This window comes from Cellulomonas xiejunii (genome assembly GCF_024508315.1).
Classification (GTDB): domain Bacteria; phylum Actinomycetota; class Actinomycetes; order Actinomycetales; family Cellulomonadaceae; genus Cellulomonas; species Cellulomonas xiejunii.
Genome location: NZ_CP101987.1, coordinates 2,359,659 through 2,373,930, shown reverse-complemented (window position 1 = coordinate 2,373,930; position 14,272 = coordinate 2,359,659). Strand labels below are relative to the sequence as shown.

General features: G+C 73.8%; 12 protein-coding genes. 1 reads left to right on the top strand and 11 read right to left on the bottom strand.

Annotation, left to right across the window (positions count from 1 at the left end; genetic code table 11):
* Positions 1-47: 47 nt before the first annotated feature.
* The 7 genes from NP048_RS10820 to NP048_RS10790 are packed head-to-tail and all read right to left on the bottom strand — an operon-like array spanning position 48 to position 8,758.
* Positions 48-1,349 (bottom strand): sensor histidine kinase, encoded by a 1,302-nt coding sequence (locus NP048_RS10820; protein WP_227575620.1) that lies wholly within the window; start codon positions 1,347-1,349, stop codon positions 48-50.
* A complete protein-coding gene (locus NP048_RS10815) occupies positions 1,346-2,014 on the bottom strand; it encodes a response regulator transcription factor (RefSeq protein WP_227575619.1) in 669 nt (222 codons plus the stop codon). The genes NP048_RS10820 and NP048_RS10815 overlap by 4 nt, the downstream gene beginning before the upstream one ends.
* Positions 2,015-2,061: 47 nt before the next feature.
* Positions 2,062-3,327 (bottom strand): cation:proton antiporter, encoded by a 1,266-nt coding sequence (locus NP048_RS10810; RefSeq protein WP_227575618.1) that lies wholly within the window; start codon positions 3,325-3,327, stop codon positions 2,062-2,064.
* Positions 3,324-4,661 (bottom strand): cytochrome P450, encoded by a 1,338-nt coding sequence (locus NP048_RS10805; protein WP_227575617.1) that lies wholly within the window; start codon positions 4,659-4,661, stop codon positions 3,324-3,326. Before NP048_RS10805 ends, NP048_RS10810 begins: the two co-directional genes overlap by 4 nt.
* Positions 4,658-5,698 carry an alpha-hydroxy acid oxidase gene (locus NP048_RS10800; RefSeq protein ID WP_227575616.1) on the bottom strand — a complete coding sequence of 347 codons (1,041 nt, stop codon included), beginning with the start codon at positions 5,696-5,698 and terminating at the stop codon, positions 4,658-4,660. The genes NP048_RS10805 and NP048_RS10800 overlap by 4 nt, the downstream gene beginning before the upstream one ends.
* A gap of 1 nt (position 5,699) precedes the next feature.
* Entirely contained in the window at positions 5,700-7,253 is a 1,554-nt protein-coding gene (locus NP048_RS10795) for an NAD(P)-binding domain-containing protein (protein ID WP_227575615.1), read from the bottom strand.
* Complete coding sequence (locus tag NP048_RS10790; RefSeq protein ID WP_227575614.1) at positions 7,250-8,758, bottom strand: aromatic amino acid ammonia-lyase; 1,509 nt, start codon at positions 8,756-8,758, stop codon at positions 7,250-7,252. Before NP048_RS10790 ends, NP048_RS10795 begins: the two co-directional genes overlap by 4 nt.
* A 63-nt stretch (positions 8,759-8,821) precedes the next feature.
* Here NP048_RS10790 and NP048_RS10785 point away from each other — a divergent pair, with 63 nt between their 5' ends.
* Positions 8,822-10,312, top strand: coding sequence for a class I adenylate-forming enzyme family protein (locus NP048_RS10785; RefSeq protein WP_227575613.1), 1,491 nt, complete (start codon positions 8,822-8,824; stop codon positions 10,310-10,312).
* On the opposite strand, the gene NP048_RS10780 is transcribed toward NP048_RS10785, so the two are convergent.
* The 4 genes from NP048_RS10780 to map form a co-directional block, all read right to left on the bottom strand.
* On the bottom strand, positions 10,302-11,210 hold the full coding sequence (locus tag NP048_RS10780) for a DUF817 domain-containing protein (protein ID WP_227575612.1): 909 nt from the start codon (positions 11,208-11,210) through the stop codon (positions 10,302-10,304). The genes NP048_RS10785 and NP048_RS10780 overlap by 11 nt on opposite strands.
* Positions 11,211-11,320: 110 nt before the next feature.
* A complete protein-coding gene (locus NP048_RS10775) occupies positions 11,321-12,418 on the bottom strand; it encodes a fatty acid desaturase family protein (protein WP_227575611.1) in 1,098 nt (365 codons plus the stop codon).
* Positions 12,419-12,591: 173 nt separating this feature from the next.
* Entirely contained in the window at positions 12,592-13,371 is a 780-nt protein-coding gene (gene ppgK, locus NP048_RS10770) for a polyphosphate--glucose phosphotransferase (protein ID WP_227575610.1), read from the bottom strand.
* The gene (gene map / locus NP048_RS10765) at positions 13,368-14,240 is read right to left on the bottom strand and encodes a type I methionyl aminopeptidase (protein WP_227575609.1); all 873 of its coding nucleotides are present in this window, start codon (positions 14,238-14,240) and stop codon (positions 13,368-13,370) included. The genes ppgK and map overlap by 4 nt, the downstream gene beginning before the upstream one ends.
* Positions 14,241-14,272: the final 32 nt, after the last annotated feature.

The following is a 14,272-nucleotide window of genomic DNA, read 5'->3' as shown; positions in this document are numbered from 1 at the left end:
CGCAGATCACGCTGCCGGGAGCGGGGACGGGGCGCGGTGCCGCCGGCTCACAGGCGGGCGGGGGCGCGCTGCGCCGCCTCGCCTCCCGGCACGACGGGCCCCGCGCCCGTGCGGTGGGTCGGCGCCGCCGGCAGCCGCACCGTGAACGTCGCCCCCTCCCCGGGCTGCCCCACGGCGTGGATCGTGCCGCCGTGGCTGGTGACGACCTCGCGCAGCAGCGCGAGGCCGAGCCCGAACCGGCGCTCGTCGTCTCCGGGGCCGCGGTGGAACCGGTCGAACAGGTGCTCCGGGTCGGCGAGGTCGAAGCCCTCACCGGTGTCGGTGACGACGACCTCCACGGTCCGTCCCTGCTCGGACGTGCTCGCGCACACGGCGACGTGCCCGCCGGGCGGGGTGTGGGTCAGGGCGTTGGAGAGCAGCTCCGCGACGACACGGCGCAGCGCCGAGGTGATGCCCCGGACGTGCGGGAGGTCGTCGTCGGTGAGCGCGGTGACCGTGACGCCGCGCTCTGCCGCGCGTGCGGAGTCGGCGGAGACCGCGTCGACGACGAGGGCGGCGACGTCGACGTCCGTGCTGTCGGGGCGGGTGGCGACGGCGTCCTGCGTGGCTGCGAGCCGCGCGGACATGAGCAGCTCGTCGACGATCTCGCCCAGGCGGCGGGTCGTGGCGACGAGCCGGTCCAGGTCGCGTGCCTGCACGTCGTCGTCGGCCGCGCGGGCCCGGCGCACGAGCAGCTGGGCGCGCGCGTGGACCTGCGCGATCGGGGTGCGCAGCTCGTGGCTCGCGTCGGCGACGAACCGGCGCTGCCGCTGCAGGGCGTCGGCCAGGGGGGCGACGGCACGGCGCCCGACGACGACGCCGCTGACGACGGCGGCGAGCGCCCCGGCGGCGGCGGCGACACCGAACGCCACCAGCAGGTGGCGACGGTCGGCGAGCTGGAAGCGTGCGTCGAAGACCGCCTGCACCACCTCGTCGCCCTGCCGTGCGGTCCGTACGTGGTAGATGGTGCCGTCCTGCGCGATCCGGGTGTCCTGCGGGACGCCTGTCGCGGCGACCTCGACCAGGGCGTCACGCAGCGGGAAGCCGTCCGGCGGCGCGGCGACCCCGGTGTCGACGGACGTCCCGTCGAACGTGATGATCCAGCTGCAGGCCGGCGGCCCGGCGATCGTGCCGTGGGTGATGCCCCAGGCGAGCTCCCCGTCGATCTGCTGCTCCTGGCTGTGCAGCAGGACGCCGTAGGAGATGGCGCCCGCGAGGCCGAGCAGCGCGGCGATCACGAGCCCGACGAGGGCCCCGATGCGCAGGCGCGCGCGCCGGACGACCCGCTCCTCGGGCGTCGGCGCCGTCACAGGGCACCCAGCCGGTAGCCCGCGCCGCGCACGGTGCTGACGGCGTCGCGGCCGAGCTTGCGGCGCAGGTAGTACACGTAGGTGTCGACGATCGAGGCGGCCTCGGTGTCGGCGAAGACCTGGCGGCGCAGCTCGGTCCGGGTGTGCACCGCCTGCGGGCGCTCGGCGAGGGCGCGCAGCAGGGCGTGCTCCCGCGCCGACAGGTCGACCTGCCGTCCGTTGCCGAGCACGACCTGGCGCGTCACGAGGTCGAGCGAGGCGCCACCGACCGGCAGGTGCGTGTCGGCCTCGTCGACGCGGCGGCACAGCGCGCGGATCCGGGCGCTGAGCTCGTCGAGCTCGAACGGCTTCACCAGGTAGTCGTCGGCTCCCGCGTCGAGGCCCGCGACGCGGTCCGCGACGGTACCCAGCGCGGTGAGGACCAGCGCGCGTGCGGACACGGCGCGGGCGCGCAGGCGCGTCAGCATGTCGAGGCCGTCCACCGCCGGCAGGCGACGGTCGACGACGAGGACGTCGTAGGGACGGGTGAGGCCCAGGTGCAGGCCCCGATGGCCGTCGCGGGCCTGGTCGACGACGTACCCCTCGTCGGTCAGGACCTCGGTCAGCATGTCGTTGAGCTCTCGGTCGTCCTCGACCACGAGGAGCCGGTGCGGTCGTCCGGGCATGTCCTGACCATCGCACACCTCATGTGACTTCAGTAACACCTGTCTCGTCATAGAGTCGCCCGAACGTGCGCCACGGGGGCCGGTTCCGGTTCGGTGAGGGCGTGACGTCGCTCGACCCACGACAGCAGCGGGCTCGTCATGATCGTCGTCACGAGGGCGACGAGGACGAGCACCGTGAACAGTGCCGGCCCGACGATCCCCGCCTCGAGCCCGATGTTCAGGGCGATCAGCTGCATGAGCCCACGCGCGTTCATCAGCGACGCCACCCGCAGCGCCACACCCTGAGGCTCCCCGCGGCGCCGCGCCGCGAACCAGCAGGCCCCGAACTTGCCCGCGATCGCCACCACCACGCACGCGATCGCGAACAGCAGTACGGACGGCTCGGTGAACAGCCCGAACTGGGTGTTCAGGCCCGAGTACGTGAAGAACAGCGGCACGAGCACCGCGGTGACGGGCGTGAGCGCCCCGACGACGCGCTCCGACGCCGGGACGCGCGGAAGCGCCAGGCCCAGAGCGAAGGCGCCGAACACCGCGTACAGACCGATCTCGTCGGTGAACCACGCAGCAGCGAACAGGACCGCGACCGTGCCGAGCAGGCGCGCCGGGTCGTCGACGCGGGTGCTCGACATGAGCCGCAGCATGCCGGGGCGGGCCACGAACCACACGAGCGCGACGAACACCGCGGCACCGGCGACCGTGACCACTGCCGGCCCCGGGCTCCCCGTCGCGACGGCCAGGACGACGGCCAGCAGCACCCACGCGACGACGTCGTCCACGGCACCGCTCGCCAGGGCGATCGACCCGTGCCGGGTGCCCGCCTGCCCGCGCTCGGTGATGATGCGGGCGAGCATCGGGAACGCGGTGATGGCCAGGGCCACGCCCACGAAAGCCGCTACCACGCCCACCGGCACGCCGTCGGGCGCCAGCGGCACGTGGTTCGCCGCGACGAGGACGAGGCCCACCCCCAGCACCAGGGGCGCGGTCACGCCGGCGAGCGACACGGCCGCCGCCGTGCGGGCGAGCCCGCCGGTGCTGTGCGTGCTGAACGCGAAGCCGGCGTGGAACATCAGGAGCACGAGGCCGATCTGCCCGACGACGTACAGCACCGGACGCAGGTCGGCGGGGAACAGCCCTTCCTGGGCCCCCGGCAGCAGCAGCCCCAGCAGCGAGGGGCCCAGCAGGACGCCGGCGACCATCTCGCCCACGACCGGTGGTTGGCCCACGCGGCCCATCAGCGACGACACACCACGGCAGACCAGCAGGATGACGACGACCGCGAGGAAGAAGCGCGGCGCGAGCTCGACCGGTGTCATGCGCGGACCTCCGTGACGTAGGTGGTGCAGGGCTTCAGGTGCCGGGCGTGGAGCACCATCGCGGTGCCCAGGACGAGCTGCTGCACCGACCGGCCCACGTCGGCCCACCGGTCGCCCAGCCGCATCGCCGCCAGGCGGGCGTCCCCGGGACCGGGGACGCCGACGGGCGTGAGGTACGCCGGGCCACGGTTCGGCATCGACCGCGTGTGGGCGCCGGTCGACGTCACGTCGTACCGCCGCAGGACCTCACGCAGCACGGCGCGCAGCATGACGGGGGCGGAGCCCCGCGCGGGGCACGCCCGGTTGGCGGTCACGCCGAAGGGGATGAAGTGCGCGTCGTGGTGCCGCAGCGTGCGCCACCGCTCGGGGTCGAACACGTCGTCGGCGGCGGCCCCCGTGCGCTGGTACGCGAGGTAGTTGAACAGCAGCACCGAGCCCGTGGGCAGCGTGACGTCGTCGTCGACGACGATCGGTGCCGACGTGATGCGGTGCGCGACGCCGAACAGCGGGTGCACGCGCAACGTCTCGTCGACGATCCGGTCCAGGGCGTCGTCGTCGTCCACCTGGCCGCGTGCCCGGCCGTACGCGCCCGCGCACAGCAGGACGTGCGCGGCGGCCTCGGACATCTGCACGACCGCGGTGTTGAAGAAGGCGCCCTGCAGGTACCAGGCCGTCTCCTGCGCCGTGAACGGTGGGGGCAGCACCACCGGGCACGTCCCGTCCTCGACGCGGCGGCGCAGGTAGCGCGTCAGCCGGTCACGGCGGTCCATGTGCCGCAGCCCCGTGCCCTTGAGGGCGGTGACGACGTCGTCGGCGTTCGCCACGACCAGGTCGCGCGCGTCGGGCGGGCACGGCTCGTCGAACACGAGCTCGTAGTACACCTCCGCCCAGACCGGCATGAGCAGGTCGCGCAGCCGGACCCAGGTCGCGCGGTCGGCGGGCAGGGCGTCGAGCGCACGTCGTGCAGCGGCCGTTGCGAGCTCGTCGCTGCGCGCGTGCCGCACGGCCAGGACCTGGCGGGTCGTGCGGGCGACCGTTCGGTACCGCTCACCCGGTTCGAGGTGCTCCTGGTGCATGTGCGGCCCCGGCGCCAGCCAGTACCAGAAGAGGTCGGACAGCCCCGCGCCCGCGCTGCGGCCGTCGGCGGCCGGGTGCGAGTACACCCGCTCGAAGTGCTCGGAGCCGACGGTCGGGCCCGGCACGGGGATGCCCTCGGTGCCGTTGACCCAGGTGAACACGCGCTCCCGCAGCCGAACGACGGCCCGCGGCAGCCAGCGCGGCAGGGTCCACGCCGCCACGAGGGCCACGGCGACGCCCGCGACGACGGGGCTCACGGGACCGTCACCAGGTCGGGCGTCAGGTCCGCCGGACGGTGGGCGCCGACCAGGGCCATGGCGTGCGCCAGCTCGTCCGTGAGGTCCTCGAGCACGGCGCGCACACCGTCGGCACCGCCCAGCGCGAGCCCCCACAGCACGGGACGGCCCAGCATGACGGCGTCGGCGCCCAGGGCGAGCGCGACGAGCGCGTCGACGCCGCTGCGCACACCGCCGTCCAGCAGCACCGGGACGCGTCCGGCGACGGCCTCGACGACTGCGGGCAGGGCGTCGAGCGTGCTCACGGCACCGTCGAGCTGGCGGCCGCCGTGGTTCGACACGACGATCCCGTCCACGCCGTGCTCGACGGCCAGGCGCGCGTCGGCGGGGTGCAGCACGCCCTTGACCAGGACGGGCAGCGTCGTCCTGCCGCGCAACCAGGCGACAGCGTCCCAGCCGAGGTCCGGGTCGACGACGAGGTCCCGCACACGTCCGTCCGCCGCGCGCAGGTTCTCGCACACGACACCGGGGGGCAGCTCGGTGAACCCGTGCCGCTCGTCGCGCCCGTGGCGGCCGCGGACCGGTGAGTCGACCGTCAGCACGAGGGCGCGGCACCCCGCCGCCTCGGCGCGCGCGACCAGGGCCGCCGTGAACGCGCGGTCCGGCTGCACGTACAGCTGGAACCACAGGGCGGCGCCGGTGGCGGCGATCCCCTCGACCGCGGTCGTCGCCATCGTGCTGACGGTCAGCAGACCGCCCGCCGCCGCGACACCTGCCGCCGTCGCGGCCTCGCCGTCACGGTGCGCGAGCCGGTGGAACGCGGTCGGTGCGACGACGACGGGCGCCGCCAGCCGCACGCCCGGCAGGTCGGTCGACAGGTCGACCGGACCCGGGCCGCGCAGGACGCGCGGGACGAGCCGGCGGCGTGCGAACGCGTCCTCGTTGCCCGTGAGCGTGCGCTCGTCGCCCGCGCCGCCGGCCAGGTAGTCGAAGTGCACCGGGTCCAGGACGTCACGCGCCCCGCGCTCGACCTCGCGCGCCCGGCCGCCCGGGACCACGTCAGCGCCCCGCGAGCGCACCGGCCACGAACGCCTCCAGGGGGGCGACGTGGGCGTCGGGGCGGTCCCACCGGTTCTCGAGGTTCTCCGCGAGGTGGTGGGTCGCGAGGAGCTCGCCGCGGCGGTGGTGCCGGACGACCGGGTGCAGGTAGGCCGCGTCGTGCGCGACCCCCGGCGTGTCCTGGGCGACGCGCTGCACGCCGATGTCGAACGGGTCGACCTTGTCGTGGTCCGGCCCGTACTCGAGCGTGACGACGAACGCGTCGTCGTCGTGACCGTCCGGTCCCACGCCCACGCGGGAGTGGTAGGCGACGGGGACCTCCTCGTGGTACCGCGCTGCACCGTCCGTCACGGCGACCACGTCCGCCAGCACCCCGAACTGCTGCCACAGCGCCGACGTGCGGTTGATGCGTTCGACCACGGCCGCCGTGATCGCCGCGGGGGTCGCGTCCACGGGCGTCGACGGCCACGGCTCGCCGCCGTACCGGCGCTCGAGGACGCGGTGCAGCGCCCGCACGGCGTACCGGAAGCCGTGCACGAACCCGTTGGTCGAGTGCTTGAAGTCGCGCTGCTGGCTCAGCGTCCCGGCGAAGAACAGACCGGGCACGTCGACGGACTCCCACTCGTCGGTCTGCGCGGGGAAGCGGCCCCCGATCGCGAGCGAAGGTCGGCAGGTGTCGTCGAACACCGTGGGGTCGAACGCGAACCCCGTGCATCCCAGGACCCGGTCGTAGTGCAGCACGCGGGTCTCGTCCGCGCGCGCGAAGCGGAACGTCACCGCGAGGCCCTCGGCGTCACGCTCGATCCGCTCGACCGTGCCGTCGAGCACGGCGTTCGCGGACTTGAGCTGGTACGTGTCGAGGAAGTTGTTGTTCACCGCGCGCAGGTGCCCCACGTAGTGCGTCCGCCATGCCAGGCGCACCGAGTCGGGCCCCGCGACGTGGATGACGGTCGTCGTCTCCATGAGGGCGTCGGCGGTCTCGAACGCCGAGTTCCCCTTGCCGATGATGAGCACACGCTGGTCGAGGTAGTCCTGCGGGTCGACGGACATGGTGTCGTAGCCCTCGACGAGCTCGAACCCGGGGATCGGCGGGCGGTGCAGCCGGCTCACCCCGGTGGCGACGACGACCGAGCGCGCCGTCAGGGTGTCGGCGCCGACCTGCACCTCGAACAGGTCGTCGGGGCGCGACACGCGGGTCACCGGCGCCCCGTACCGCACGCGCACCTTCGAGCGCTCGGCGAAGTCGGCGAGGTACTGCACCATGACGTCGGCGTCCGGGAAGTACCGGTCGGTGTAGCGCGTGAACCGCAGGTCCGGGTCGTCGCTCAGCAGAGAGTTCCAGTCGAGCCGCAGGTTGAGCTCGGGGTCGTCGCTGCCGGTGCGCGGCTTGTTGATCGAGATGAGCCGGCGGTGGCGCGGGTAGCGCGTGAAGAACGAGCCCGGGACGTCGGCGCGGTCGACGACGAGGTAGTCGCGGCGGCCGTCGGCCTCCAGGAGCGCGCCGAGCTGCAGGCCGGCAGGTCCGGCCCCGATGACGAGGTGGTCGAGGGTCATGGCTGGTCCTCCGGGTGGTCGGTGAGGACGACGTGCGCGCACGCGCGCACGTCCTGCTCGAGCGGTCGGTCGGGGTCGACGGGACGCACGGCGGCGCCGAGCGCGGACAGCAGCGCGCGGGACGCGGGCGCGGTGGGGCGTCGCGCACCGACGTGCGCCGCCTGACGCAGCCCCAGGGCGAGCGACCCGACGAGGAGCCGGAGCACCGTGACGCCGTCGAGCGAGCGCAGCGCCGCCTGGGTGCCGAACGGCACGACGTCCTGCGTCCGCAGGTTGGTCGACAGCGACTGCATGCTCGCGGGGGTCGCGTCGCGGCGGAGCTCGGCGACCAGGGCGGTCGACGCGAGCTGCACCCCCTGCAGCCCGTGCTGGAGGCCGGGACCCGCCGCGAGCATCGGCGGCAGGCCGCCGTTGCGGACCGGGTCGACGAGCAGGTCGAGCTGGCGTTCGGCGAGGTTGCCGAGCTGTGCGGCCACGAGCGCGAGCAGGTCGGACGCGAACGCCGCCGGCTGGCCGAAGAAGTTGCCGCCGTGGACGACCTTGTCGTGGTCGGGGAACAGCAGCGGGTTGTCGCTGACTCCGGCGAGGTCGGCGGTGACGACGTCCTCGACGTAGCGCAGGGCGTCGTGCGCGGCGCCGAGCAGCTGCGGCGTGCAGCGGATCGAGTAGGGCTCCTGCAGCGCGCGGGTGCCCGACGGGACGAGCCCCGTGAGGAGCGCACGCATGCGGGCCCCGACGACGGCCGCGCCCGGGTGGGCGTACCGGTCCAGCAGGTCGGCGTCGGTGAACTGCCCGTCACAGCCGAGCAGGTCCGTGAGCAGGCACGTCAGTCTCACGAGCGCCATGTGCACCTCGCGCACGCCCTGCAGCGCCAGCGCCAGCGCGGCGGTGGTGAGCGACGTGCCGTTGACCAGGGCGAGGGCGTCGCGGCCGTCGAGCTGGAGGGGAGTGAGGCCGGCGGCGGCGAGCGCGTCGCGCGCCGGCAGGCGCCGTCCGTCGACGTCCGCCTCGCCGTCGCCGCGCAGGGCGGCCGCGACGGCCGCCAGCGGCACCAGGTCTCCGCTGGCGCCCACCGACCCCCAGCGGGGCACGACTGGCGCGAACGTGGTCCCGAGCATCGCCGCGAGCGCGTCGAGCACGTGCGGCCCGACCCCCGACGCGCCCTGCGCGAGCGAGCGGGCGCGGACCAGCACCGTGGCCCGCACCAGTCCGGCGGGGAGCGCCGGGCCCTGACCGGCGCCGAGGTGCGCGAGCGTGTTGTCGGCCTGGTCTGCGCCGTCCGCCCGGCCACGGAACCCGACCAGGGCGCCGAACCCTGTCGTGCGGCCGTAGACCGGGCGGTCGTCGCCGACCGCGGTGTCGAGGAACGCCCGTGCCGCGCTGGTGCGCTCGCGTGCCACGAGCGGGACCACCACGTCGACGGGGCCGGCGGACGCCACGAGGTCGTGGGTCCGCAGGGGGGAGGCCAGGTCGACGCGCGTCCTCAGCGCGGCACGGGTGCTCATGAGGTCGACGGTAGGTAGTTGATTTCAGAACTATGTGAGATAAGTCACTCTAGCGTCGCCGACATGGCGCAGGACCACGCAGGGGACGACGACGTGACCGCCGAGGCTGCGACGACCGAGGCTGTGACGGCCGATCGGCGGCACGCCGCGGTGTGGCCGCAGCCCGTGCTCGACCTGCTCGCGCGCGACCCGCGCCGACCCGTCTTCGAGGACGGCGACCGGGTCGTGGACGCGGGGGAGATGCGGGACGCGGTCGCGCGCGTGGTCGCCGGGCTGCGCGCTGCGGGCGTCGGCCCGGGCGTCGGCGTCGCGCTCGACCTCGGGGTCTCGCCCGAGGCCTTCGCCGCGACGGTCGCCGCCTTCACCGTGGGCGCGCGGGTGTGCGGGATGCCGCCCGGGCTCGCGCCGGAGCAGCGGACCGACGTGCTCGCGCGCGCCCACGTCGCGGTGGTCGTCGACGAGGCGCGCCTGGCGTGGCTGCTGGCGTCGCCCCCCGCGTCGTCGGTCGTGGCGGCGGGGCAGCCCGCCGACGTCGCGCGGATCACCTGGACCAGCGGCACCAGCGGCCGGCCGAAGGGGTGCGTCCAGACCTACGCGTCGATGAGCGCCGCGTGGGCGCCGTACCCCGAGCAGTGGCCGCCGGCGGTGGCCGCGCTGGCACCCCGGCTGGACCGGTACCTCGTGTTCGGGTCCCTCAGCAGCCACGTCATGCTCGAGTACGCCGTCCTCACCCTGAGCGCGGGCGGCGTCCTGGTGGCCGCGCGGCCGCCCGGCTTCCCGGACGCGATCGTGCGGCACCGCGCGACCGCGAGCGTCATCACGGTCGGGCGTCTCCACCAGCTCGTCCGCGCCCAGCGGGAGGACCCGGCCGACCTGTCGACCCTGCGCGCGCTGCTCGTGTCCGGCTCGCCCCTGGCCCCCGCGCGGCTCACCGAGGCGCTCGACGTGCTCGGGCCCGTCGTCTTCCACGGCTACGGGCAGACCGAGACGGGGATGATCGCCATGGTCGCGCCGGAGGAGATGCTCGCCGCACCCGCGGTGCTCGCCACCGTCGGTCGGCCACCCGCGTGCGTCGACGTCCGCGAGCGCGACGGTGAGCTGTGGGTGCGCACGCCCGCGCAGGCGTCGGGCTACTGGGGTGACCCGCGCGAGACGGCGGGCGTGTTCGCCGACGGCTGGGTACGCACCCGCGACCTGGGGCACGTCGATGCCGACGGGTACGTGCATCTCGAGGGCCGCGCGCGCGACGTCGTCATCGTCGACGCACAGCTCGTGCACGCCGGCGCCGTCGAGCGCGTCCTCGAGCTGGACCCTGCCGTCGCGGAAGCCTATGTCGCGGCCCGGCCCGACGACCTCACCGGTGAGGCGGTGCACGCGTGGGTCGTCGCGGCCCACGGGCAGGTGCCGGACGCGGCGGCGCTGCGCGACCGCGTCGCCGCGACCCTGGGGACGGTCGCGGTTCCTCAGACCGTGACCCTCGTCGACCACGTCCCGCTGGCGCCCAGCGGCAAGCCGGACAAGTCGGCACTGCCCGAGCCCGTCGTCACCGCGTGACCTCGTCGCCCTCCCCGGGTGCGCGCGGCGGGTACACCCACGTCACGAGCACCACCGAGATGATCATCAGCAGGAACCAAGACACGAGCTTGCTGCCGCCGACCAGGACCCAGCCGTCGACCTGTGAGGGGTAGAGCCAGGCACCGGCGAACGTGGCGACGTTCTCCGCCGCCCAGATGAACGCCGCGACCAGCGTGAACGCCAGCAGCAGCGGCATCCGCAGACGGGCGGCGTGCACGCGGAAGTGCATGACGGCGCGCCCGTACACCGCGACGACGCCGGCCAGCAGGACCCACCGTGCGTCGGCCACCCAGTGGTGCGAGAAGAAGTTGAGGTAGATCGCGACGGCCAGGACGGCCGTCACCCAGCGGCGGGGGTAGCGGTCGAAGCGCAGCTCGAAGATGCGGAACACGCGCACGAGGTAGGAACCCACGGCGCCGTACATGAACCCGGAGAACAGCGGGACCGCGCCGACGCGCAGCACCCCCTCGGCGGCGTACGCCCACGACCCGGCATCGGTCTTGAAGAGCTCCATCACGGTGCCGACGAGGTGGAAGAGCAGCACGACACGCATCTCGCGGAGCGTCTCGAGCCGGCTCGCGAGCATGGCGACCTGCAGCGCGAGCGCCGCCAGCGTCAGCGCGTCGTTGCGGGCCAGCCAGGCGTCGTCGGGGTACCAGAACCGGGAGACGAGCAACAGGACGAGCAGCAGGGCGCCGAACAGGCACGCCCACCCCTGCTTGAGCACGAACACGGTGAGCTCGACGAGCCCCGCGCGCACGCTGCGGGCACGCAGCCGGGCCAGGCGGGCGCGGGCCCAGGTGTCGATGCGTTCCTCGACGACCGTGAGCTCGCGCGCGCCCGCCCCCGGAAGCGTCAGACGCAGGTCGCGGAGCACGTGCCCATCACACCGCGGCGCTGCGGTCGGCGGGCGTCGTCCGCCGTCGGGTTCACGGCGGGACCTGTGCAGATCCTGTGCGGCGCCCCACGCTGGGCGCCGCGTGGGGATCAGCGGGTGGAGCGCGGACGGTACCGCTGGACCATCGGGCAGTCGAAGGGGTCGCGCGCGGACAGGCCGACGCGGTTGAGGTACTGGACGACCAGCATGTACGAGCGGACCAGCGAGGTCTCCGTGTACGGCATGTCGACCTGCGCGCAGTGCTCACGCACCATGCGGCGGGCGCGGGCCAGGTGGGGCCGCGGCATGCTCGGGAACAGGTGGTGCTCGATCTGCGCGTCGAGGCCGCCCATGAGCATCGTGACGGTCATGCCGCCGCCGATGTTCCGGGAGGTGAGCACCTGCTTCGACAGGAAGTCGAGCCGGCTGTCGGCCGGGATGATCGCCATGCCCTTGTGGTTGGGGGCGAAGGACGCACCCATGTACACGCCGAACACGGCGAGCTGGACCGCGAGGAAAGCCGCGGCCATGCCGAGTGGCAGCGCCCAGATCACGAGGGCCACGTAGATGCTCAGCCGCGCCGTGAGGATCACGAGCTCGAGCGTGCGCGCCCGCGACGCCGGGGCGGCGATGAGGCTCTTGAACGCCAGCATGTGCAGGTTGACGCCCTCGAGCGTCAGCAGCGGGAAGAAGAGCCAGCCCTGCTTGCGGGTGATGGCCGCCATGAGTCCGCGCTGCTTGGCGGCGTCCTCCTCGAGGAACGAGATCGTGTCCCACTCGATGTCCGGGTCCTTGCCGACCCGATTCGGGTTGGCGTGGTGCCGCGTGTGCTTGGTCATCCACCACGAGTGGCTGATGCCGACGACGCCGTTGGCGAGCACCCGGCCGAGCCGGTCGTTCGCGGGGCCGGTGAGCAGCACCTGGCGGTGCGACGCCTCGTGCGCGACGAACGCGAACTGCGTCAGGACCAGACCCAGGCCGACGGCCACCAGCAGCTGCCACCACGAGTGACCCAGGAGCACGAACGCCGTCACCAGGCCGCCGAGGACGGCGGTGAGGCCGACCAGCAGCGAGATGTAGAAGCCGGGGGTGCGCTCGAGGAGTCCTGCCTCGCGCACCTGCGCGGACAGCTCGTGATAGCTACCGGTCGCGGCCGCCTGACGGGGACGCGTCGGGGTGGGGGGCGCAGTTACGGGTGCAGCAGCCACATGACCTCCAGGGCTGATTCGACTTCCCAGCCGTGGGGTGGAGCGGTCGCTCGTCGTGCGGATGGTCACACCCTACGCGACCGTAGGTTCGCTGTCCCGGGGTAGAGGCGACCGGATTCCGAGGACGACGCTGCGCCGGGTGGAGGACGTCGATCCGGCACCGGGCCCGGGTGTCAGCGGCCCCCGGTCGCGGCGAGCCGCGCCGCGCCGACGATCCCTGCGGCGTTCCGCAGCCGGGCCGGGACGATCCGCGTGCGCAGGTCCAGCAGCGGCAGGAACTGCTCGTGCTTCTTGCTCACGCCGCCGCCGACCACGATCAGGTCGGGCCAGAACAGGTTCTCGACGACCGAGAAGTACCGCTGCAGACGCTGCGCCCACTCCTCGAACGACAGGTCCTCGCGGTCGCGGGCGGCGTCGGACGCGCGGGACTCGGCGTCGTGCCCGTCGATCTCCAGGTGGCCCAGCTCGGTGTTGGGCACCAGTACACCGTCGACGACGAGCGCCGACCCGATGCCCGTGCCCAGCGTGACGACCAGGACGACCCCCGGCACGTCCTTCGCCGCGCCGTAGGCCACCTCGGCGTACCCCGCCGCGTCCGCGTCGTTCACCGCGAGCACCCGCCGACCGGTCGCCTCGCCGATCGTCGCGGCGACGTCCGTCCCGATCCACGAGTCGTCCACGTTCGCCGCCGACTGCGCGACGCCGTGCAGGATCACGGCAGGGAACGTCACGCCGATCGGCAGGCCCTTGTCGAGGTCGAACGAGTCGACGACCTCGGCGACGGTCCGCGCGACGGCTTGCGGGGTGGCCGGCTGCGGCGTCGGGATGCGCACCCGGTCAGCCGTGAACTCGCCGGACCTCAGGTCGACGGGCGCCCCCTTGATGCCGGACCCGCCGATGTCGATGCCGAAGGCCGTGTCGGCCTGCGTGTGGTGCTTCGCGTCCTTGCTCATGGCAGCGTCAGGATCTCCGCTCCGGTGTCGGTGACCAGCAGGGTGTGCTCGAACTGCGCAGAGCGGCGGCGGTCGGCCGTGACGACCGTCCACCCGTCGTCCCACATCTCCCACTCGGCGGTGCCCAGGTCGAGCATCGGCTCGATCGTGAACACCATGCCGGGTTCGATGAGCGTCGCGTACTCGGGTGCCGCGTCGTAGTGCGGCACGATGAGGCCGGTGTGGAACGCGGGACCGACGCCGTGGCCGGTGAAGTCGCGCACGACGCCATAGCCGAAGCGTGCCGCGTACTTCTCGATGACGCGACCGACGACGTTGATCTCGCGCCCCGGCCGCACCGCCTTGATGCCCCGCTCGAGCGCCTCGCGCGTGCGCTCCACGAGCAGCCGCGACTCCTCGTCCACGTCGCCGGCGAGGAACGTCGCGTTGTTGTCGCCGTGCACGCCTCCGATGTACGCGGTGACGTCGATGTTCACGATGTCGCCGTCCTCGACGACCGTCGAGTCGGGGATGCCGTGGCAGATGACCTCGTTGAGGGACGTGCACAGCGACTTCGGGAAGCCCCGGTACCCGAGCGTCGAGGGGTACGCGTCGTGGTCGATCAGGAACTGGTGGCCGATCGCGTCGAGCTCGTCGGTCGTGACGCCGGGGGCGACGTGACGGCCCACCTCCTGCAGCGCCTGCGCGGCGATCCGCGAGGCGACACGGACGCGCGCCACCGTGTCGTCGTCGAGGACGTCCGGTCCGCGCCACGGTGCGGGCATGGGCTTGTCGACGTACTCCGGGCGGGGGATGCGCGCAGGCACGGGTCGTCGCGGGCTGACCTGCCCGGGGACGAGCGCGGTGCGCGGCGAGTGGACCGACGGCATGCTTGGCAGTCTACGTAGCCAGGGGGCGGCAC

Excerpts from the sequence above, each read along its gene's own strand:
- NP048_RS10810 (WP_227575618.1), bottom strand. The coding sequence starts at position 3,327 with ATGACACCGGTCGAGCTCGCGCCGCGCTTCTTCCTCGCGGTCGTCGTC.
- NP048_RS10815 (WP_227575619.1), bottom strand. The coding sequence starts at position 2,014 with ATGCCCGGACGACCGCACCGGCTCCTCGTGGTCGAGGACGACCGAGAG.
- NP048_RS10790 (WP_227575614.1), bottom strand. The coding sequence starts at position 8,758 with ATGAGCACCCGTGCCGCGCTGAGGACGCGCGTCGACCTGGCCTCCCCC.
- NP048_RS10785 (WP_227575613.1), top strand. The coding sequence starts at position 8,822 with ATGGCGCAGGACCACGCAGGGGACGACGACGTGACCGCCGAGGCTGCG.
- map (WP_227575609.1), bottom strand. The coding sequence starts at position 14,240 with ATGCCGTCGGTCCACTCGCCGCGCACCGCGCTCGTCCCCGGGCAGGTC.
- ppgK (WP_227575610.1), bottom strand. The coding sequence starts at position 13,371 with ATGAGCAAGGACGCGAAGCACCACACGCAGGCCGACACGGCCTTCGGC.
- NP048_RS10795 (WP_227575615.1), bottom strand. The coding sequence starts at position 7,253 with ATGACCCTCGACCACCTCGTCATCGGGGCCGGACCTGCCGGCCTGCAG.